Source organism: Streptomyces brasiliensis (genome assembly GCF_014647875.1).
Classification (GTDB): domain Bacteria; phylum Actinomycetota; class Actinomycetes; order Streptomycetales; family Streptomycetaceae; genus Streptomyces; species Streptomyces brasiliensis.
Genome location: NZ_BMQA01000006.1, coordinates 341,809 through 362,645 on the forward strand (window position 1 = coordinate 341,809; position 20,837 = coordinate 362,645).

Annotated in this window: 17 protein-coding genes; 6 read left to right on the forward strand and 11 right to left on the reverse strand. The window is 65.3% G+C overall.

Annotated elements, in window-relative coordinates; translation table 11 throughout:
- Window positions 1–192 precede the first annotated feature (192 nt).
- Window positions 193–2,175, reverse strand: coding sequence for a heavy metal translocating P-type ATPase (locus IEZ19_RS12700; RefSeq protein ID WP_189311236.1), 1,983 nt, complete (start codon window positions 2,173–2,175; stop codon window positions 193–195).
- Window positions 2,176–2,286: 111 nt separating this feature from the next.
- Here IEZ19_RS12700 and IEZ19_RS12705 point away from each other — a divergent pair, with 111 nt between their 5' ends.
- Window positions 2,287–2,691 (forward strand): ArsR/SmtB family transcription factor, encoded by a 405-nt coding sequence (locus tag IEZ19_RS12705; protein ID WP_189311237.1) that lies wholly within the window; start codon window positions 2,287–2,289, stop codon window positions 2,689–2,691.
- Window positions 2,692–2,957: 266 nt separating this feature from the next.
- Window positions 2,958–4,571 (forward strand): recombinase family protein, encoded by a 1,614-nt coding sequence (locus tag IEZ19_RS12710; protein ID WP_189311238.1) that lies wholly within the window; start codon window positions 2,958–2,960, stop codon window positions 4,569–4,571.
- Between the two features lie 202 nt (window positions 4,572–4,773).
- Here the strand turns inward: IEZ19_RS12710 and IEZ19_RS12715 are convergent, their stop codons facing one another.
- From IEZ19_RS12715 to IEZ19_RS12730, 4 genes are all read right to left on the reverse strand, one after another.
- Window positions 4,774–6,150, reverse strand: coding sequence for a replication initiator (locus IEZ19_RS12715; RefSeq protein ID WP_189311278.1), 1,377 nt, complete (start codon window positions 6,148–6,150; stop codon window positions 4,774–4,776).
- 295 nt (window positions 6,151–6,445) lie between these two features.
- Window positions 6,446–6,643 (reverse strand): hypothetical protein, encoded by a 198-nt coding sequence (locus IEZ19_RS12720; RefSeq protein WP_143638908.1) that lies wholly within the window; start codon window positions 6,641–6,643, stop codon window positions 6,446–6,448.
- A complete protein-coding gene (locus IEZ19_RS12725) occupies window positions 6,640–7,941 on the reverse strand; it encodes an FtsK/SpoIIIE domain-containing protein (RefSeq protein ID WP_189311239.1) in 1,302 nt (433 codons plus the stop codon). Before IEZ19_RS12725 ends, IEZ19_RS12720 begins: the two co-directional genes overlap by 4 nt.
- The gene (locus IEZ19_RS12730) at window positions 7,941–8,288 is read right to left on the reverse strand and encodes an SCO3933 family regulatory protein (RefSeq protein WP_189311240.1); all 348 of its coding nucleotides are present in this window, start codon (window positions 8,286–8,288) and stop codon (window positions 7,941–7,943) included. The genes IEZ19_RS12725 and IEZ19_RS12730 overlap by 1 nt, the downstream gene beginning before the upstream one ends.
- A gap of 168 nt (window positions 8,289–8,456) precedes the next feature.
- Between IEZ19_RS12730 and IEZ19_RS12735 the strand changes: the two genes are divergently transcribed.
- Complete coding sequence (locus IEZ19_RS12735; protein WP_189311241.1) at window positions 8,457–9,236, forward strand: GntR family transcriptional regulator; 780 nt, start codon at window positions 8,457–8,459, stop codon at window positions 9,234–9,236.
- 368 nt (window positions 9,237–9,604) lie between these two features.
- On the opposite strand, the gene IEZ19_RS12740 is transcribed toward IEZ19_RS12735, so the two are convergent.
- Both IEZ19_RS12740 and IEZ19_RS12745 read right to left on the reverse strand, forming a co-directional pair.
- A complete protein-coding gene (locus tag IEZ19_RS12740) occupies window positions 9,605–9,901 on the reverse strand; it encodes a hypothetical protein (RefSeq protein ID WP_189311242.1) in 297 nt (98 codons plus the stop codon).
- A gap of 320 nt (window positions 9,902–10,221) precedes the next feature.
- A complete protein-coding gene (locus tag IEZ19_RS12745; RefSeq protein ID WP_189311243.1) occupies window positions 10,222–10,779 on the reverse strand; it encodes an ATP-binding protein in 558 nt (185 codons plus the stop codon).
- Window positions 10,780–10,977: 198 nt separating this feature from the next.
- Between IEZ19_RS12745 and IEZ19_RS12750 the strand changes: the two genes are divergently transcribed.
- Window positions 10,978–12,354 carry an NsdA family TPR-like regulatory protein gene (locus IEZ19_RS12750; RefSeq protein ID WP_189311244.1) on the forward strand — a complete coding sequence of 459 codons (1,377 nt, stop codon included), beginning with the start codon at window positions 10,978–10,980 and terminating at the stop codon, window positions 12,352–12,354.
- Window positions 12,355–12,447: 93 nt separating this feature from the next.
- Here IEZ19_RS12750 and IEZ19_RS12755 read toward each other — a convergent pair whose 3' ends face one another.
- The gene (locus tag IEZ19_RS12755; RefSeq protein ID WP_189311245.1) at window positions 12,448–12,882 is read right to left on the reverse strand and encodes a GNAT family N-acetyltransferase; all 435 of its coding nucleotides are present in this window, start codon (window positions 12,880–12,882) and stop codon (window positions 12,448–12,450) included.
- Between the two features lie 85 nt (window positions 12,883–12,967).
- Window positions 12,968–13,882, reverse strand: coding sequence for an aminoglycoside phosphotransferase family protein (locus IEZ19_RS12760; protein WP_189311246.1), 915 nt, complete (start codon window positions 13,880–13,882; stop codon window positions 12,968–12,970).
- 384 nt (window positions 13,883–14,266) lie between these two features.
- On the opposite strand from IEZ19_RS12760, the gene IEZ19_RS12765 reads away from it, so the two are divergent.
- Together IEZ19_RS12765 and IEZ19_RS12770 are read left to right on the forward strand one after the other, a co-directional pair.
- Window positions 14,267–15,493 (forward strand): ATP-binding protein, encoded by a 1,227-nt coding sequence (locus IEZ19_RS12765; RefSeq protein ID WP_189311247.1) that lies wholly within the window; start codon window positions 14,267–14,269, stop codon window positions 15,491–15,493.
- Window positions 15,490–16,863, forward strand: a complete 1,374-nt coding sequence (locus tag IEZ19_RS12770; RefSeq protein ID WP_189311248.1) for a DUF6414 family protein — start codon at window positions 15,490–15,492, stop codon at window positions 16,861–16,863. The genes IEZ19_RS12765 and IEZ19_RS12770 overlap by 4 nt, the downstream gene beginning before the upstream one ends.
- A 414-nt stretch (window positions 16,864–17,277) precedes the next feature.
- Here IEZ19_RS12770 and IEZ19_RS12775 read toward each other — a convergent pair whose 3' ends face one another.
- Together IEZ19_RS12775 and IEZ19_RS12780 are read right to left on the reverse strand one after the other, a co-directional pair.
- The gene (locus IEZ19_RS12775; RefSeq protein ID WP_189311249.1) at window positions 17,278–19,338 is read right to left on the reverse strand and encodes a restriction endonuclease; all 2,061 of its coding nucleotides are present in this window, start codon (window positions 19,336–19,338) and stop codon (window positions 17,278–17,280) included.
- Window positions 19,339–19,973: 635 nt separating this feature from the next.
- Window positions 19,974–20,558 (reverse strand): DUF4291 domain-containing protein, encoded by a 585-nt coding sequence (locus IEZ19_RS12780; protein WP_189311250.1) that lies wholly within the window; start codon window positions 20,556–20,558, stop codon window positions 19,974–19,976.
- Window positions 20,559–20,837 lie beyond the last annotated feature (279 nt).

A 20,837-nucleotide genomic window follows, 5' to 3' on the forward strand; every position in this document is an offset into this window, starting at 1 on the left:
TTCATCGACGCCACCGCACACCCCTCGCCACGAAGCGGACACAAGACGCCGTGGACGGGGCCACCAGAGCCGATCCGTTCTCCGTCGAACAGCTCGGCCATCACTGATGCCGGCGCGGATCTGTTCCCGAGCGCCTGCTGCTGGCCGGTCAGGTGCATGGCGGCAGGTGAGACGGGCAGGGTTCTGCGGTCGTCACTGCTGCTGGTCCCCCATCGGCCGTGTCCGCGTCCAGGCGGCGTCGGCCAGCAGACGCAGGCCGTTGAGACCGACGATGACGGTGGACCCTTCGTGCCCTGCGACACCGAGCGGCAGCGGCAGGGTGCCGACCAGGTCCCAGATGACCAGGCCGGTGATGAACGTTGCGGCGATGATCAGGTTCTGCACGACCAGGCGGCGTGCCTGGCGGGAGAGGCGTACGACGGCGGGGACGGTGGCCAACTCGTCGCGCACCACGATCGCGTCGGCGGTCTCCAGGGCGAGGTCGGAGCCGGCGCGGCCCATGGCAATGCCGGTGTGCGCGGCGGCGAGCGCGGGGGCGTCGTTGACGCCGTCGCCGACCACGAGCACCTTCCGGCCCGCGCGCTCCATCTCCTGTACGGCGGTGACCTTGTCCTGAGGCAGGAGACCTGCGCGGACGTCGGTGATGCCGACCTCGGCGGCGAGCCGGGCCGCCGCGCGGGGGTTGTCGCCGGTCACGAGCACTGCGGCCGTGCCGGTCAGCTCGCCCAGGGCGGCAACGGTGACTGGGGCCTCCTCGCGCAGCCGGTCGGCGATGCCCAGTACCCCCACCGGGGCGCCGCCGAGGGTGACCAGCACGGCGGTGCGGCCCTCCTGCTCCAGGCCGGCGGCCACGGCGATGACCGGGTGGCCGGTGCTGTCGTCCAGGATGCGGACAGGGCTGCCGACGGCGACAGCGCGGCCGTCGACCTTCGCGCTCACGCCGGCGCCAGGGGTGGAAGCGAAGTCCTCCACCAGCGGAATGTCCAGGTTTCGGATGCGTGCGGCGTCCACGATCGCGCGGGCCAGCGGGTGCTCACTGGGGTGCTCGGCCGCCGCCGCCAGCCGCAGAAGCTCCTGCTCGCTCATGCCGGAACCGGTGAGCGGGCAGATGTCGGTGACGCGCGGAGTGCCCTCGGTCAGGGTGCCCGTCTTGTCCAGCGCCACCGCGTCCACCTGGCCGAGCCGCTCCATGACCACGGCCGACTTCACCAGCACACCGTGACGTCCGGCAGTGGCGATCGCCGACAGCAGCGGCGGCATGGTGGCGAGGACCACGGCACACGGAGAGGCGACGATCATGAACGTCATCGCGCGCAGCAGCGTGGATTGCAGATCGGCGCCGAACAGCAGCGGCAGCACGAAGAGTGCCACCGTGGCCGCGACCATGCCGAGTGAGTAGCGCTGTTCGACCTTCTCGACGAACAGCTGGGTCGGCGCCTTGGTCTCGGAGGCTTCCTCGACCATGGCCACGATCCGTGCGATCACCGAGTCGGACGGGTCCCGCTCGACCTTCACCCGCAGCGCGCCGGTACCGTTCAGGGTGCCGGCGAACACCTCGTCCCCGGTCTCCTTGGCCACGGGCAGCGGTTCACCCGTGATGGTGGCCTGGTCAACCTCGCTGGTTCCGTCCAGCACTCGCCCATCGGCACCGATCCGCTCACCGGGGCGTACCAGGACTGTGTCGCCCACATGCAGCTTCTCGGTGGGCACGCTCTCCTCGCTGCCGTCGTCCAGTAGGCGCGCGGCAGTGGCGGGGGCGAGGTCGAGCAGACCGCGCACGGAGTCCGCGGTGCGGGCCGTGGCGATCGCCTCGAGCGCGCCGGAGGTGGCGAAGATGACGATCAGCAGCGCCCCGTCCAGCATCTGTCCGATCGCCGCCGCTCCGAGCGCGGCGACGACCATGAGCAGATCAACGTCCAGGGTCTTGTCCTTCAGCGCCTGCAGCCCGGCCCAGCCGGGCTCCCAGCCTCCCGTGACGTAGACAGCCGCGAACAAGGGCACCCACGACCACGCAGGTGCCCCGGTCAGATACAGCGGCAGCGCGACCAGGAACAGCACCAGGGCCGCCGCCGCCCACCGGGCCTCGGGCAACGCGAAGATCCGCGTGCGCCGCCGGGGTGCCACCGTCTCGCGGGTGGCGCCGGTCCCGGCCGGGCGGGTGAGCGTGGAAGACATGGAAGCGGGGTCCTTCGCAGGTTGAGGACGCGACGGGTCGACCCCACCACCGTAACAGGAATGAATGAAGAGACATTCATGTGTTCATGTGTGGTGCCGTAGCATGGGCGCATGGGTCATGGAGCCGCACAGCCAGCCGGAGGCATCCCCCGCGCACGCCTGGACGCCGCAAATGCCGCCAAGGTCGCCACGACCCTCCAGGCCCTGGCCACTCCCTCGAGGCTGCTCATCCTGGCGCGGCTACGCGAGGGCCCCCTGCCGGCCACCGAACTGGCGGCGGAAGTCGGCATGGAGCAGTCCGCCTGCTCCCATCAACTTCGCTTGCTGCGCAACCTCGATCTCGTAGTCGGCACCCGTAAGGGCCGGTCGGTGGTGTACTCCCTCTACGACAACCACGTCGCCGAACTCCTCGACCAGGCCCTCTACCACGTCGAACACCTCCGCCTCGGTCTGAGCGACACTCCAGCCGTCTTTGCGGACCCGGAGACGGAGCCGGCCGCCGCTCCGAACGCCTGACGCGGGACTGATCAGCCGAACCGCGACGAGCCCGCGAACACCGATGAGCCCCTTCCCGGTCCAGGGAAGGGGCTCATCGCTCGCACGTCCAGGTCCCCGCAGCGCCTTCCGGGACGTCAGTGCGTGTGACCGCTCGCAGCGGGCGTCGGACCAGCGTTCTTGAGCGTCAGAGGGAGCAACTTCTTGCCGGTCGGGCCGATTTGGATGGCCGTGTCCATCTGAGGGCATATGGACACACGTTCAAAACCAGCTCTACGGTCGCATGTATGGGGACACGTACACGCAAGCGCACAGCGGCCGACCAAAGGCACTACTCGGTTGAAACCGAGTGGACTGACGCAGACCTCGCGCTCCTAGAGGAGCTCAAGCAGGCTGAGGCTCTACTCCCCGAGGATGCTCCTCGGGCTCTCTTATCCGTCCGCCTGTCCGTGCTGACGGACGAAACCACGTCGCCGGTACGGCAGGAGCTCGACCTTCGCATCCTGGCGAGGGAGCGAGGCTGCCGAGTCGTTGGCGTCGCTTCGGACCTGAACGTATCGGCAACGAAGGTTCCGCCGTGGAAGAGGAAGGAACTCGGCGACTGGCTGAACAACCGCTCCCCCGAGTTCGACGAGCTCTTGTTCTGGAAGCTCGACCGCTTCGTACGCCGTCTCTCTGATCTCTCGACGATGATCGAGTGGAGCCTGAAGCGCGGGAAGAACCTGGTCTCCAAGAACGACAGCCTTGATCTCACGACGACCGCCGGAAAGATCATGGTCACGATCATTGGCGGTATCGCCGAGATTGAAGCGGCCAACACCTCTACCCGAGTCACGAGCCTGTGGGACTACGCGAAGACTCAGGAAGAGTGGATCATCGGCAAGCCAGCGTACGGCTACGTCACAGCTGAGGACGACTCCGGCAAGCCCGTTCTCGCCATCGATCCGGACGCCTACATGGCACTGCACTGGGCGCGGTGCATGGCGCTTCGAGGACGCTCCGCCCGGTTCATGGTGCGCTGCCTGAAGCGGTCCGGGCTCATGAGCCAGGGGCTCACCGTCGCAACGCTCCACCGCCGACTCCGTAACCCTGCGCTTCTCGGCCACCGGGTAGAGGAGGACAAACAAGGAGGGCAACGGCGCTCGAAGGCGATCCTCGGCAAGGACGGCAGGCCGATCAAGGTCGCTCCCCCGATCTTCACTGAGGAGGAGTTCGAGACCCTCGGCGCTGCGCTCGACAAGCGCAAGAAGAACCAGCCTCCGCGCCGTGTCGGCGGAGCGACTCAGTTCCTTGGTGTCCTCCTGTGCGCCGACTGCAAGACGAACATGACCGTAAAGATCACGAACAACACGTACGGGACCTACCAGTACCTGAGGTGCCGCAACTGCAAGAGCGGCGGACTCGGTGCGCCCAACCCCAAGCGGGTCTACGAGCGCCTGGTGGAAGACGTGCTAAAGGTCCTCGGTGACTTCCCGGTGCAGGTTCGCCAGTACGCCGAGGGTGCCGACGTGCGGCGGGAGATCAAGCGACTCCAAGAGTCCATCGCTCTCTACATGAAGGAGCTCGAACCCGGAGGCCGGTACGCGAAGACCCGGTTCACCAAGGAGCAGGCAGAGGCGACACTCGACAAGCTCATCGGGGAGTTGGAAGCCATCGACCCCGAGACGGCGAAGGACCGATGGATCAACGTCCACGGCGGTAAGACCTTCCGCGAGCACTGGCAGGAAGGCGGCATGGAAGCCATGTCCTCAGACCTGTACCGAGTCGGCATCCGGTGCGAGGTCACCCGCACGAAGGTGCCGAAGGTCCGTGCCCCGAAGGTCCACCTTCGCCTCTTGATCCCGAAGGACGTACGCGAACGGCTCGTGATCCGACAGGACGACTTCGCGGACGCTCTCTGACCACGGCCGACCAACAACATGTACAAAGCCGCCTACCCGGGACCTGCGGGGAGGCGGCTTTTCGTCTCACGAGAACCACGAAGCGGGATCGAACGGTGTTTCCGTACCGTCGTCATCCACGATCACAATTTCACTCTCGATCAGGCTTGTGTCCCCCTCCTTTGAGTAGGCATGCAGGGCAGAGCGCACGGGTTGCCGAGGCTCAGGGGCGGGAAGCGCGGTTATCAGCCCCACCCCCTTCCTGAATCGCCTCCGTCCCGAGCCGCCGGGACTCTGCAAGGTCCTCCGCGATTCCAGCGGCGATGAGTGCGGCGCCAGGGGTGAGGCCGGACCCGACGTAGCGCCATTGCCGTTCGGTGGCTGCGTCGGGGGTGTCGGTGTGGCCCAGGTGTTGGGCGCGTTCGGCGCGCAGTGCCGCGTATGTCGTCGAGTAGGCGCGGGATTTGGTGAGGATGTGGCCCCGGTAGCCGAGGGTGTGGGCCCAGGCGCGGAGGCGGAGGGGTGCGTACTCGGGGAGGCCGCCGAGGTGCCAGCAGGTGTGCATGAGGGTGCGGACGTGTTCGCTGACGGGGGCGGATTCGATGTCGGCCCAGGTGGTGAGTGAGTGGTCGAGGCCGGCGCCGGTTTCACTCGCGCCTTTGGTCACGTACTTGGCCACGTATGCGGCCACGGCGTCATCATTGGGTCCGTCGCCATCGGCGCGCAGCGGTCGAGCGTCGACCTGGGCACCCCAGCGCAAGGCCAACTCGCCCACGGCCCGGCTGTGGGGCGTTCGGACCAGGACCCGCCCGGCGGATGCGCGTACGGCGTCGGTGAGTAGTTCCGCTGTGCCCCAGGCCGGGGGTTCGTCGTCAGGTCCGTTCGGGCCGTCGAGGCGGACGACGGCGTGTACGTGGACGGCCGCGCGTTTCTGGTACTCGGCGACGCGGGCGAAGGACAACCGTGCGTGCCGGGCGAAGCGGGACTGTACGAGACCGACCGAGGAGGCGAGGCGGCGGCGGACGTCGATGACGAAGCGGTCCCAGAGCTTGGAGGCGTGTGCGTGCCACAGGACGTGGGCTGTGTAGTCGTAGCAGTCAGGGCACAGCGGTTGGCCCACGGCGGGAGCGTCGGGCGCGTGGACGACCGCGCAGCCGAGGGGGCGTCCGTGTTCGCAGGTGCCGCCGTCGCGGCGGGGACGGCACAACTCCCCTGCACGGTGAACGGGCCCGAAGGACGGTGCGGTGAGCGTGACGAAGAGCCGTGGGCGGTGGCGGACAGTATCGGGGATGTTCTTGCCGCCGAGGAGGCCAGCGCGGACGAGGTGGTACGTGTCTCCGGCGTGGAGGCGGGAGCAGGCGGGGCAGACAGTGGCCCGCCGGTTGCGGCAGCGGACGAGGAGGCGTTCGCCTGGCTCATGGCGGGTGTCGTAGTGGTGGAGGATTTCGCCGGTTGCACCGTCAAGCGTGGTGGTGAAGCCGGAGAGATGGATGGGATGAGAGCAACCGCCGGTGCCGGTGATCTGCGCCAAGAGGCGAGGAAACGTGGGGTCTTGGGCGAGGCGGATTGCGTCGCGGTCTGCTTCGGGCAGCTGACGCAGGCGCGCCGCGCGGTCGAGGACGGCGCGCCTGTCAGCCGGGGTGAACTCCGGGGTGATGGTGGTGACCTTCCGGGGTGGGCCGCCGAAGCAGCACGGGTGATGGTGGGTGGTGGCGCGGTGTCGGTCATGGGGTTCGCCTCCGTGGCGTGGCTGGTGGTGGGTGGTTCAGCGGATGGTTCCGGTGCCTCGGCAGATACGGCAGCGGCGCAGCCGTCCGGTCCAGGTCCTGCGGGCGCCGTCGCCCTTGCAGTGGGGGCACCTCACGCGGGGCATGGGCATGGTCGAGTCCCTTCGCTCAGGTGTGGGAGAAGCCGCTGATGACCCAGGTGACGAGGCCGTGGACGGTGAAGATCACGGGGGTCTGGCCGAGGTAGACGCCGAAGAGGCCGACACAGACCGCTTCCCAGGCGCGGACGTCGCGGGAGCGGACGAGGAGGACGGTGATGATCCCGAAGATCACCGCGAATGTGAACGCCGTTCCTTCGCTGATCACTTGTTCTCTCCTTCCAGAGCGGCCAGGGCGTGGTCTATGGCGGGCAGTTGCGGTGTCATCGCGCCGTACTTGCGGGCCGTCGATACGGCCTCTTCGGTGGGGGTGAGGTGGGAGCGGGCGCGGCTCCAGCCGCCGTCCGGACCGGTGCACACGGCCACGCCGCGTTCGTCGGCGGTGATGGACTGGGCGACGGCCACGGCGTCCTTGTTGAGGTCGCCCAGGGCCATCTCCGCCGTACCGGGGTCGTTGACGCGGTGGCAGATGCGGCCGCCGAGTTGGGCGCGCAGGGCGGTGACGCCGGGGCCGAGGTCGGAGCCGACGCGTTGGCCGGCCACCACCAGGTGGATGCCGAGGGCGGCACCGAGTTGTGCGAGGCGGAGCAGGAGTGTGGAGCACTGCTCGGCCTCTGCCTTGCCCTCGCGGGTGCCGTCGGACAGGTACAGTTCGGCGATCTCGTCGACGATCACGACCACCGGTACCGGACGCAGCTTGTCCGGCAGCTCCCAGATGGAGCGCACCCCGGCCGACCGGCAGGCGCTCATCCGGTCCTGCATGTCGATGACCAGGGCGGAGAGCACGGCGACCGCCTCACGCCTGCACGTGGCCAGCGCGCTCAGCCGTCCGGCGAACAGGCCCAGTTCCATGCCGCCCTTGCAGTCGATGCCGACCAGGGCGACCGGCTGAGTAGCCAGCTGTGTGATCAGCCGGGCGAGCAGGGTGGACTTACCGGATCGGGTGGCTCCGGCGATCAGCCAGTGCGGCACGAGCCGCAGGTTCATCACCCAGGCGCCGCCGCTCTCCAGCGCCCCGATGAGCGCCGACAGCAGCTCGACGTGGGCCGTGGCTAAGCCGGGCCGCTGAAGCGGGTCCGTGGCCGTCGCGGTCAGCAGTACGAGACCGCGTTCCGGGGAGGTGACGCGGACCGCGTGGACCTTCCACGCGTGCACCAGCGCATCCGCCGCCTTCATGTACGTGGCCGGGGTCTGGCCCGCGTGCAGCCGCACCACGAGCGTCAGGCCCAGGCTCGTGGCGCGGGGGAAGGAGATTCGCGGCGCCACCGGCCGCAGAGGGTCCCCCTTGACGACCAGGTCGCCGAGCAGCCCTCGCGGGGGACGCCGGGACACGGAGAGGTCGTTGAGCATGGCCACCTTGCGCCACGTTGCGATGACCCGCCAGGCCGTGACGGGGTAACCGACGAGGTACCAGTGCCAGGCGGGGCGATGCCGGCGCACGAGGTCGCCGACAACGAGCACCCAGGCCAGCACCGCCAGGGCGAAGGCGAGGAACACCGGTCCCATCAGGCGCCACCGCCCTTGACCTGCCCAGCCGTGGCCTGCACGGGTGTGATCGCGTCGGCGCGGAAGCTGACGCCGTGCCGGTCGCCCATCGACCAGACGAACGCCGTCAGGCCGGTGACCTTGACGATCTGTCCTTCCTCGATGCCCTTGGGGGCACCGCTGACGGCGATCTCGATGACGGAGATACGCCGCCCGTCCTGCCGCACGGTGACGGCCACGGTCCAGACCGGGTTGCCGTCCCGGTCCCTCTTCACCTCCTGCGTCTCGGAGTTCGTGATCTTCGCTTCCGGCGCGATGGCGCACCGCAGTACGCCCAGCCGCGCCGTGTCCACGGGAATGGACTGCATTTCGTTGGCCTCCTTGGCCAGTCAGGACGCCAGCTCTCACGCTGACGTCACTTGTCCTAACGAGTTACGACTATGAAGTCCTGTACGGCAGCGGTGCAACTACTTATGCTGACGAGTGATGTCGCGCGTGCGACGTGCCTACAACGCCGACCCGTCGGAGATGCCCAGATGTCGGAGATCCAGCGCCCCGGAGCCCTCTACCAGCAGGTAGCCGCCGCGATCCGAGCGGCGATCCTGTCCGGCGAGTTCGCGCCTGACTCCTTGCTGCCATCCGAAGCCCAGCTCATGGCCCGTTACGGCGTCTCCCGCCCCACCGTGCGCAACGCCATCGCGGCACTGCGCGCGGAAGGACTCATCGACGTCCGCCACGGCAAGGGCAGCTTCGTACGCTCCAGCGGACACCCCGTCCTCACCATCGAGCGCCGCATCAGCCGAACCACCGAGGGCACGTTCGTGATGCCCAACGGCGACATCTGGCAGGAAGCCGAACAGCCGAGCACCTACCGCACCCGCACCACCAAGGACACCGGCCGACTCCTCCAACTCGACGAGGAAGAGGCCCTGTTCGGCTGCGACCGACTGCTCATCGACCCCAGCACCGGCACGCGCGTCATGCATCGCACGCTGATCCCCTTCGAGGTCGCTGAAGCCGTTCCGCTCCTCGGCAAGGAGCCGTGCAAGCCACCGGCCGCGATCTACCGGGTGCTCACCACGGCCGGATACACCCTGTCGTGGACCGAGACCGTACGCGCGCACATGCCACTGCCCGACGAGCGCACCACGCTCCGCCTCCCCGACGCGACCCCGGTCCTGCACGTGGCCCGCACCGCACACGGCACCGACGACAGCCCGCTGTTCCTCGAAGAACTCCGCTTCGGTGCCGACCGTGCCGAACTCGCCTACCGGATCACCGCCGACGAACAGCCCGCGCGACGCCCCCGCGGCTGAGCGCCGACGAGGATCGGTCGAAACAGCCTTCACTTCCTCAAGGGCGCGCCTTCGGCGCGCCGGGGCGCCCGGCCGCCCCGGCCGGGCGTGCGGCGTGCCCGCCGGTCCCGTCCGGACGGCCGGCACCCCGCACCACAGCACGCCCGAGGAGTCGACGCGACGACCGGCCATCGACTCGGAGCGCCGGGCAATGCCGGCATTGCCGAGCAAGAACAGGCAAGCGTGGTTACTCCCGGTGGGTAGCTGAGCGAGACATACGCGCACCAGCCCGTTCGCCACACGGCGTCGTCGTGGCGGACTGTCTGCGGCCGAGGCATCAGGCACAGCAGGAGGTGACCCAGCGAGGTGAACACAGGCGCCGCACCCCCTCACACCGCACCACCGTGACCATCCGCGTGCGCCTCCAGGAGCTGGGCGAGCCGCTCCACCGCGCCGGGCCAACCGGCCAGCCGGACGACACCGCGCCCGTCCTCGTTCGTCGAGGCGACGGCTCGCAGGGCGGACAGCTCGAAGCCAGCACCCAGAAGTGCACGGTTCAAGCGGTCGGCAGCCTCGCGCGCCTCACGCCACCCCGCGATGTAGTCGACGCCGGACACCCACAGACTCGAGTCCGCGCCCGGTACGTCGAGACCGTCACTCAGCCAGCCCTCACCCGAGCCAGTCACCTTGTCCACCTCTGCCCTGATCTCGTAACGGATCGTCAACTTCCTTGGGCCAGGTCCGGAATGCAGCACGACGGCCCCGGTACCATCAGGCACCGGGAACCGTCGCGTTCCCAGCCGGGTCACCCTTCGCTTACCAGGGCAGATGGGGTGGCCCGGCCTATATGGGGATGTGAAGCGCGGCCCCTCATGCGGGAGGGGAGCCCCCGGACGTCCGAGAGGCCGCGCCCCTGTGGCCGGAGTGGTCAGACTCCGGCCAGTGACCGAATCGCCGCCCGCTCCCGATCGCGAGGGAACAGATAGGGGCGGCGATCCGGCGTCTGTCAGGCCGAGAGTTCGGCCCTGGACTCGTCAAGATCGAAGCGGGACCACACGGTCTTGCCGCCTCTCTCGTCCGGCGTCCACCACAGCGCCGTCGCGAGCCGCTGCACGATGAGCAGGCCACGGCCGGAATCCGGCAACACAGCCTCGGACAGCTCTCCCACCAATCCCGGCGTGAACGCCTCACCCGCCGGAAGCAGCGGAGGCGTCGAGTCCTCATCGGAGACCCCGATGAACAGCCACTTCGGATACTTCTTGAACGTCACGTCGATGCGCCGACAGGAGCCGGGCAGAGCCCGACGCCGGTCCGGCACCGCGTGGTTTACCACGTTCCCAACCAGCTCCGAGACCACAAGCTGTGCGTCGTCCGCAAGGTGACCGGCGCCGACGCCCCGCAGGAACACGGCCGTCATCTCGCGCGCCACGCGTGCCGTGTCACCGAACTCCGCAAAGACCGTGAGCGTCAGAAAGTGCCCGTCGGACGACGGGTCCGGCGCCACAAACCAGTGAGCGAAGGCGTCCAACTCACCACCCACGCGCTTGAGTTTCCCCGCGTCCATTCGCGTTCCCTTCCGAGCCGTCGACACCGGTTGCTGCACGCAAGCCAGTACACGGCGACGAGCCCGTGACCGGGAGCGTTCACCAGGGGGTTCAGATGAACACGGGCAAAGGCAAAGGGGGTTCACGAATGAACCCCCAGGGCAAGCAAGCTGTGACACGATGAACACTCGCCGTCATTCTCGGGTTGGCAGGGGAGCATGAGCCGAGAGCCAAACGCGCAGCTGATCGCCGTCATGAGCGAAGCCAAGATCTCGAACAAAGGCTTGGCGAAACGCATGACCGACGAGGCCGACCGCCGGGGCATCGAGCTGGGGACAACGCACGTATCGGTACAGCGGTGGCGCAACGGCTCAAGCATCCGCCCGCAGACAGCGGCGGTCATGGCGGACGTACTCTCGGCCAAACTCGGCCGGCGCGTCACGCCCGGCGATCTCGGTTTCTTCGGCGACACCAAGGCAACCGCGCCGCAGCCGATCGGCTACCCGAACACCGTCCCGGCCGTCCTGTCCATGCTCGACGACCTAGCCCAGGAGCGCGCCGACGCCCCGGCCTCAGACCAACTGATCATCGCGGAGAACGACCTCAGCTCCGCAGTCCTGTCATGGATGATCGCCCGTCCCGACGGCATACAGGCCGACAGGCCCGCTCACCAACGAGTCGGCATGCGCGACGTCCGCGCGATCCGGGACGCCGCCAGCATGTTCATGCGACTCGACTTCAAGTACGGCGGAGGCCACGGCCACAAGGCCCTGCGCCACTACTTCCGCCACGAAGTACTTCCGCTCCTGGACGCGAGCTACAGCCAGAAGGTGGGCACGGCGTTATTCGGTGCCGCCGCCGAGGTGTCCCAGTTACTGGCGTGGACCGCGTACGACACCGGAAACCACCGACTCGCCCACCGCTACCTCACCTCCACCCTGCGCCTGTCCCAGGTCATCGACGACCGCATGTTCGGCGCCCGCATCCTCGGCAACCTCAGCCACCAGGCCAACTACCTCGGCAATCACGCCCAGGCCATCCAGCTATCCCGCGCCGCAGTCGAGGGCGCCAAGGGTCGAGCCACCCCACGCGCCATGGCGCTCAACTCAGCGATGGAGGCTCGCGCCCTGTCCAACGCAGGAGATGGCATCGCAGCCAGCCGAGCTATGAGGGAAGCGGAACGCCACTTCGAGCACGCCGACGCCGGCGAAGACCCGGCATGGCTGGGCTACTTCGACGAAGCGGAACTTATGGGCGAACTCTGCCACTGCTTCCGCGACCTCAAAATGCGCCGCGAAGCTGTCGACCAGGCGCAGCGCGCCGTGGACAGCACCGACCCGAAGTACGCCCGCACCCTCGGCTTCTGCCGCATGGTCCTTGCCCAGAGCCAACTCCTCAACGGCGAGCTGGAAGCCGCCGTCACCACCGCCAGCCTCGCAGTCGACGCTGGCGACTCCCTCCAGTCCACCCGCTTCCAGCGCTACGTCACCGACTTCCAGACCGAGGTCAGCGCCCACGCGGCAAACCCCACTGTGGCCGCCTTCAACGAAAAGGTGCACGACGCGCTAGCCCGCCTGGACGAGGACGACGACTAGAGGTGACCGGCCGGCATGCGCGCGGGCAAGTCGCGGTTGCAGGCCGCTCGCACGTGGATGAGCGGGTACTCCCCGGCGGTTCCCGTCGCAGACTCAACTGGACGGCGTGGCCGGGGACCACATGCCGAGCCACTGCTCGGCACCCCAGGCCTCGAACCGCTCAACCTCGATGAACCCCAGTTTTGCCACGAGGCGCATCGAGCCGACGTTGGCGGTCTGGGTGGTGAGCACCACCGGCTCGCCGGGTAGCGCGTGGCGACGATGCCCCTTTGCCCTCCTGAGCAGGATCTGGCCGATCATCGACCCGTCGAGATCCACGACAAAGTTCCCGGGCCACCGCTCGGGCGCCCCGGACATCTCGCGCTCAAGCTCGTCACGCGATCGCGGGCCGCCGAGGTAGCTGTGCACCTCCGGCGAGGCCAGCAAGTCGATGAACGCCGCACGGTCCCTCGCCTCGGGCTCACGGAGCACGAGCCTCCCGGTCCTGATCGGCTCAGGCGGCCAAGCCACGAACCCCAGATCTTCCATCCGCGCACGCTAACAGGTGGTCAAGCCAACCAATTGGGAAACGCTTAACTCCACCTCGATCCGAACCACAAACGGCACCTAGCGGCTACCAGGGCCGCCAGTTCCGAGGCGCATCGTCATCGCGCAACCCAGCGATACGCCGGCGGTACTCGGCCGCCGTCTCCTCATTCTCCTGCACGTTCTGCATGAGCCAGGTCGTCATACCGAACTCCTGGATGCCCCGCAGCGTCTCGTAACCGGGCCAGTCATACAGGTCACGCCCGTACGCGCCTACAAAGTCGGCGTACTGCTCGTCCGTCTGCCACCCAAGGCTGTGATGCTCCACGGCCGTGACCATGAGATCCCACTCAGGGTGGTCGTAGCAGAAGGCTTCGAAGTCGATCAGAATGACCTGCCCCTGATCATCAACCATGAGGTTCTGCACGTGAGCATCCCCGTGCACCGGCCCGTTGGGCGTCTCGAACTTCAGCTCTGCGTACCTGTCCTGGAGCTCCCGCCACCGCTTCCGCAAGAAGACCTTGTCGTCTTCCGGGATCGCGGCCCGGTCCATCCGCAGCTCTTGCTTGTCGAAGGGCGAGAACGACGGGAGCACAAGACCCTCGGGCAAGGTCAGCGAGTGCAGATCCCGCAGTACACCGCCCAGCTCCCCATATGTAGCCTTTCGGTCGCCCTCAACGATCAGATGCCAGAAGGTCACCGGGTGGCCCTCGATCAAGAACGGCTGTTCCAGGTCCTCGATGATGCGAGCAGCCGGGAACCCTTCGTCCGACAGCCACCGAGACACAGCCACCTCGTTGCGGACCGTGGGCAACCACTCCTCCCCCCGAGCGACACGCACGATCACCGGCACCGAGGCCAGCCGAAACAACGCGTTCTCCCCGAGACGGATCAACTCGGCCCCTCTGCCGTCGAGGTCGGCCGCCCGGCACGCGGCAGCCATCACCCGCGCAGCCCTTCCCGACGTGAACCCCTCTTCCGTGCGAGCAGCGTCAACCGCCATGCCCGAACCAGCTCCCCTAGTCGCGCGATCAACCAGCACACGACTACGGGTGACCAATCCCAGCGTGCGCCGACCACGTCGACGACAGTACCCAGGTTTCGCGGCCATCCACGAGCGCGTGTGCTCGGTCCACTGCAGGGATCATTGGCCCTAACAGAAAGTTGGGCTTCTTGAGTTCAACAAGTCCTCACCGCGATCCGTGCCGCATGCCATGATCAGGACAGGTCGGATAGTTCTGGGCAGAACAGGTTGGAGGTATGGACCCCAAATGCCGCAGAGAGAGCATCCCGGGGTGAATGTGACCGATAAGTCAACCCCATCCCTCAACATATATTTCTCCGAATCTAATTGGAACATATTCAGAGACGACTGCGAGGCCACGTCATGACTTGGGAAATTAATCAAACGCGGCCGATTGCGCGAGTCACGAAAGTAACTGCCGAACAAAATGCAGTTCATATCGAGTTCCTAAACGGCAATACGGGAGTTTGCACATCGGACTACGTGACCGACCTTGATGTCGGAGACATCGTCTATTTCGAGGAAGGTGGACTAGAAAGAGCTCCAGAGGATCTGTGGGTAGAAACACCATGGGTCGGGGTTGTGAAATTGCTCCTACTTGATGAGGTTGTCATTGATATTGGTGGCAACATGCGCATTTTCCCACGCCCGAGCGAGCCTGAATTGCACATTGGGAACACCGTACAGGGAATGGGGCGAGGAGTTATTGAACGGGTGCTCTCAGAGGACCCGATCCGGTACCTGGACCTGCCCGATGTGGACGATCATACAATTGATCAATTTAAAGATCCATTGGGTCGCGAATACTCCTTTGACGAGTTCGGTGGATCGAAACAGATCGTTGATCGCGCTCGGGAACTCATCGAAGCTCCACTGAGATATCACAAAGAGTTGGAGGAAATTGGAGCTCGGCCAATCAAAGGTGTATTGTTTACAGGAGATCCTGGTACTGGAAAAACCATGCTCGCTCGGATTATTGCGAGCCAAGCAGGGGCTACTTTCTATCAGATCAGTGGACCTCAGATCATGAGTAAATGGCTAGGTCAGAGCGAGGAGGTAATCCGAAGGATCTTCATCGATGCCAGCCAGCAAAAGCGTGCTATTGTCTTTTTCGATGAAATCGATAGTCTAGCGACGCAGCGCAGCGACGAGTCCCACGAAGCATCTCGCCGCATCGTCGGCCAGCTCCTCGCTTCAATGGATGGTTTTAGACCTGAAACAAATGTTGTTGTTATCGCGACGACAAACAGGCCTCAAGATATTGACTACGCCCTGCGCCGGCCTGGGCGCTTTGACTGGGAGATCCATTTCCCTTTGCCAACTCAGAGTGATCGCGAAGAGATCCTAGCCAAATCTGCGCCAAAGGGAACGATCACAGGGCTACCTCATCCTCTCGTAGCGGAGAAAACAGAAAATTGGTCACCGGCTGAACTTGTAGCGATTTGGAGTGAGGCGGCTCTTCTTGCCGTTACTGACGGCCGCAGGAGGATTCAGGCAGAAGACTACATCGGCGGGCATGAGCGCGTATCCGCACAGCGTGAGCGTAAGAGGAAAGAATTGGAACTCGCCAAACAGGATGTATCAGCGTGATCAACAGATTCAAGTCTTGGTGGCGTCGACGTAAGAATCGGCGTGTGATGCAGGAAAAAAACCAACTTCGCGAATTCGTCTACCTCGACGAGGTCAGTGTGACGAGCTTGGTTTCGTCGAGAAAGGGCGCGATTCCGTCAGAAATCACAGACAAGCTAACCGACAGTGTTAGGTCCTCGATGACTAGCAACACTGAAACCAGCGCGAAGGTGATTAAAGCATCCTTCGGTTCCGTCCTGGAATCTACAAGAACTCAAGATCGACAGGTGCTTCGTAAAGCCACCATTCAAGCGACGTTCAAGGACCTATATGAAGAGGAATGGGATGCCATGCCAATGCGCACCACCTCTGGCCTGAATATTCCTCCACCCTCGGAGATCCAGAATATACTCACAAATCCTGAGCCTTTGGCCCGCAAGATGCCTCAATGGGTTGTTGGTAAAGAACAGCTGACTCGAGGTCGGCTGATTGAAGTTGAGGTCGAACTACAAGCTGATTCCGTATTTCAAGTTAGTGCTTTTGTCTCGTCTTTTCTAGATATGTTCGCAGGGAGCAGCGAGCTGGCCGGACAGATTGACCGGGGCGAGGCAGAAGGCGTCCGCGAGTTCAACGGCATTCTAGAAAAACTACTAGTCGGCTTGGTCCCCATCAAGTGCCGCTTGGTGGACTATCAAGTGGTTAGCCTTGATGGTCAGGAGTACCTAGTCCACCGCGACGTACTCGAATCAGTGCCTCTGGGGCAGCGGCCAAGAGAAACTCCAGTCTATCTAGTGGGCGTTACGGAGCAAGATCTCTTTTGGAAGGATATCCGGAGGGTTCTGTTCTCCAAGGCGCGAGTTAAGGTCCTTTGTCGGCTGAACCAAATCGGAGCTCGCTCCTCGTGGACAGCCGTCAAACTTGCCGACATGATCGGAAATATCGTCCCCGGGTTCGCTCAGCAATTTGATAGCTTCGTCTCCGATGTCCTCCGGACAGTGACCAGTGACAGCAGCGTGCAGGAGCCGCAGGACGCGGCGCGAGTGGAGACACTCGTTACCTATGGGAACCTAATTGCCCAAGAAGCCGAAATTTCTTTAACAGATTCTGACCGCTCCGAATTGAGGCGGCTAGCAAATGAAAACGCTCATCTCCTAGGTATCTCGGTTCCAGAAAGTCGCCCAGCCTTCCGAAAAATCGCCCAATACCTTACGGATCGCTACGGGCTTGTTGTCGACCCCGATAAGTCCCACGACCTTCGAGTTCAGGCACGTTCACAAGCAGGATTGAGCGGTAATCTCTCCATCCAGCCAATCATTACATCTCGCTTGCAGAACCCGACAAACGAAGAAGAGCGCTATCTGGACGCCGAGATTATTGCAATCTACTGGTAGCAACGACCGCTGGCAGAACGCCAGCCAGCAAGGAAGTCCTCCCCAGGCGGAAGGAGTGGTCACGCTGAGCCCAGCCGCCATCAGGCGGGCTCTTCAGCCTCAGACCACTCCATCTCGCAATGGACAGTCGTCGAGCCTCCGGGGGGGGGCGGTGGAGGCGTTCTCAATGCCTCCCGCACAATCCTCTCCAGCCCACTCTGGGATCCGAGCACCCTGAGGACAGCAGCCGCTTATTCCTCGCCACCCCCTCAGGGCCTCCACGATGCGCCTCAACGCCTCACTAACGTCAGTGAGCGTGTCCGCTGGTCGCAGCGTTCTTCTTGACCGTCAACGGCAGCAACTTCTTCCTGTTGTTACTTACTTGCGGCCAAGTGTCCATCTGTGGGAACACTCGGCGCCAGGAAGCCAGTAGCATTACTCCACTTCGATGCCGTAATCCTGGACGAGTTGCTCCAGACCCCCGCTGTACCCCTTTCCACCAAGCACAAAATCCCAGTCACCATTTGGCCTGTGTCGAAAGGAACCGAGCACTAACGCCGTTTCACCGGGGCGGCCGTCGGAGACCTCAAGGCGGCCTAGTTCAGTCCTCGCCGGGTCGAGCAAGCGGATGCAGGCATCGGTGAAATCCGACAGATCGGCGTCCGGGTTCACCTCCGGATCAACAGCTGCCACTAGAACGAACCGATCAGCGTCCTCGGGCAACGCGTCGAAGGAGACGCGTATTGCCGCCTTGTCCGGCGTCGCAGCCGGCACCGCACGCACCGAGCCGTCTGGGGTCTGGAGGTTGTTGAAGAAGACGAAGTGCTCCTCGCTGAGGACTCGGTTGCCACGGCAGACCAGCGCGCAGACGTCCAGGGCGACGCTGCCGGACCACGTCATGCCCAGCACGTTGTAGTCATCGGGCGGAGTCGCGGGACCGGACGGCGCCGGCTGCGCGGGGGCTGGTCGCCCGCCCTCACCCAGACGTCCACGGAGCCCGTGCCGGTGCAGCAGGTCAACAAGCTCGGTGCCCGAGATCAGCTCCAGTGGCTTGCCGCGGGCGAAGGTGTGCGAGCCGGGGCCGTAACCCGAAGTGGTCACCAGAACGCCCTTGTTGGCGCCGATGTCTTGCACCGTGCCGTAAAGGTCACGTACCGCGGTGGGTGGCACGGTATTGCGGTAGCGCTTCACCTGGACGATGATCTTGCCGCCCCGGATGGGGGTCGGGTCCAGCGCGTCGACATCCACACCACCGTCGTTCGATCGTTGTGTGGTCACCGCCTGCATCCCCATGGCACGGAAAAGGTCGGCGACGAGGGACTCGAAGGCGATCGGATCCATGTCGTACAGGTCCGGCTCCTCTTCACCTCCGCCATGGGTGACGACATGGTTGCCGACGTCCTGGGGCTGTCGGCTGGGGCGTACGGAGGTGAGTTGGTCCGGCCGGGTCGTGAGCTGTCCCCGTAGCGCCTCCGTCAGGCAGCTGGTCGCGTCTACCTGTTCCAGATGCAGGTCGATGAAGGCCTCTCGCTGGGCCATGACGGTGGCCAGGAAGATGTGCGCCCGCCTGCCCGTCGCAGGATCATGGGCATCCACGAAGCCGTTCAGCGCGACCGAGTCGAGGATGCCGTACTCGTCCGCCGCGAAGAGCTGGTGAAGGACCAACAGCACGCTCTGTGCCAGCACCTCTCGGTACAGCGCACGGCGCTGCGTCACGGGACGCGCCGTTTCCTTGTCCTGGTCCTGTGCCGGCACGTACCTCACCGATTTCGCTTCCGGAACAACGTCGTACCCGGGCAGCTCCCACTCCAGTACCAACTGCCGGGCCGCCGAGTCGAAGGCGGCCACCACCTGCCGGGGAAAGTCTTCGGGCCAGGCAGTGGACGAGTACAAGGCGGCCGAGAAGTACTCGACCAAGGATTCGGGGTCGCCCCGCCGGACACCCGCGGTGGCCTCGGTGATGCCAGCGTTGTGTCGGCGGACCTCGGCTCGTTGCGCCTCAGCCCTCTGGTCGTAGTCGCGCTGGGCGGCGGCTAACTGCTGCTGTCGCTGCGCCTCTGCAGCCTGTGCCGCGTGCCAGTCGCGCTCAAAGCGGGATCGCGCCTCAGCCTGCGCCTGGGCACGCCGGTTGGCCGTCCAGCCGCCCTGCGCCTGGTACTGGTTCGGATCCGGCATGCGCACGGGCCATGCGAGCTGGCCGGGGTCGAACGGCGGAATGTCTTCCACACGCATCAGGGATGACGCTCTGAAGGCCGACGCCTGGCATCCCGCGGTCAGAAGCCCCTGCAAGGTAGCGACCTGCGCATCCAGCTCTTCGGTACGCCGCCTTGCCTCCGCCTGCCGGTACTCCCGGTGCCCCTGAGCGGCACGTCGTTGATAGTCCCGTGCTTGTCGGGCTTCCTCTCGGCGTCGCCTCTGCTCGGCTTCGATCTGCCGCTGATACTGACGCTGCGCTTCAGCCCAAGTGTTGACGAAACCAGCAGAGCGACGACTCATGCGCTCAGGCCCTCCCCAGGACGTCGGCAACGCCGACCGAACTCTGGTTGCCCCCGCAACCAGTTGTGACAAACCGACTTTATCCAGCAATCGCCGTCCTGGATATCAACTTGCCAAGGGCAACTGGATTCAGCAGTGCACGCAGGTCACGAGCATGCGTACACGGAGAGATGGGACCGTGTAGCGCCCGGACCGCAGATCCACTACAGACACCACAGAGCCCCCTCCGTATCGAAGGGGGCTCCAAGAGGTCTCCGCAGGCCTCACCGTGTCGCGGAGGCTCAGACCCACTCCACCTCCGAGTGGATGTCCAAGGCGTTTCCAGGACTCGGCAGAGGCGTATGAGCCCTCACCGGCTGCCCGGGCTGCAGACGGCCAGAGGCACTGACAGCCGCCTAGGCGGCAGCCACCTCGTCCTCACTAGCCCCCGCCAGGGCATCAGCAATCCGCGCCACGGACTCACTCATGCCAGTGCCTGTGTCCGCTGGTCGCAGCGTCCTTCTTGACCGTCAGCGGCAGCAACTTCGTCCCGCTGTTACTTACTTGCGGCCAAGTATCCATCTGAAGGCAGGTAGCCACCTACACTCGCGCCACGATGCCAGAGAGCAGCGGGTGTCATGGGTGAGCGTGCTCGGTCATGACTGCAGTTGGGCTATCAGTTCGTCCTCGGCGGTGTATGGCCGCTCCTGTGGAAGTCGTTGGGTCGCGGAGTCCAGGTCACCGCTGCTGACGAGTGCGTGGATCTCGTGGGCGAGCGGGGTCACGTCTCTGATGGAGACCGTCCACTCGTCCGCATAGCGGCGTACGGCCTCACCGGAGAGCCCGAGTTGCAGTGAGCGGTAGGGCAGGCGCAGGTCGCGCTCGGGGTCCCACTGGACGCGGGCTGGCGCGCGCTTCAACTGGCGCTGCCACGTGCTTCGGTCGGAATGCAGTCCACGTATGTAGCTCAACAGGCAGGCGTTGCGCAGTGCCCACTCGAAGCCGTCGCGAGTGATCTCGACGGCAAGGACTGTCTCCTGCCCTGGCTTCGTGCCCCAGCAGCAGCGGTACATCATCCACAGGAACGACGGCTTGATCCACATCATTCGGTCGCGCTTCCACGTAGCGGGGAAACGGCCATCGCGGACCGCGGGCATACCGATCTCCGGTGAGTACGCCTGGTAGACGGTGATCGTGGATGCCGTGTGCAGCGCTCGGATCCTGCGTTGCGGTTCATCCATGGCGTACAGGGTGAGGTTGCCCGACTCCCGGCAGCCAGCGATTTTCGACTGTGCGTACGGCTCGGCCCGGCACCGGTCGCTCCCCCCTGAGGGGGCAGCGGGTGCTCGACGGCGCGAACAGCCTTAGACGCCGCCTTGGGGACACCGGTCCCTCAGATCCACTCCAGCTCTGAATGGATCCTCGAAGAGTCTCCAGGGGGTGGCAGTGGCGTCCTCGGCGCATCCCGCACGAGCCTCTGCCGCCTACCCTGCGCGCCGAGCGCCTTCAGTACCGCAGCT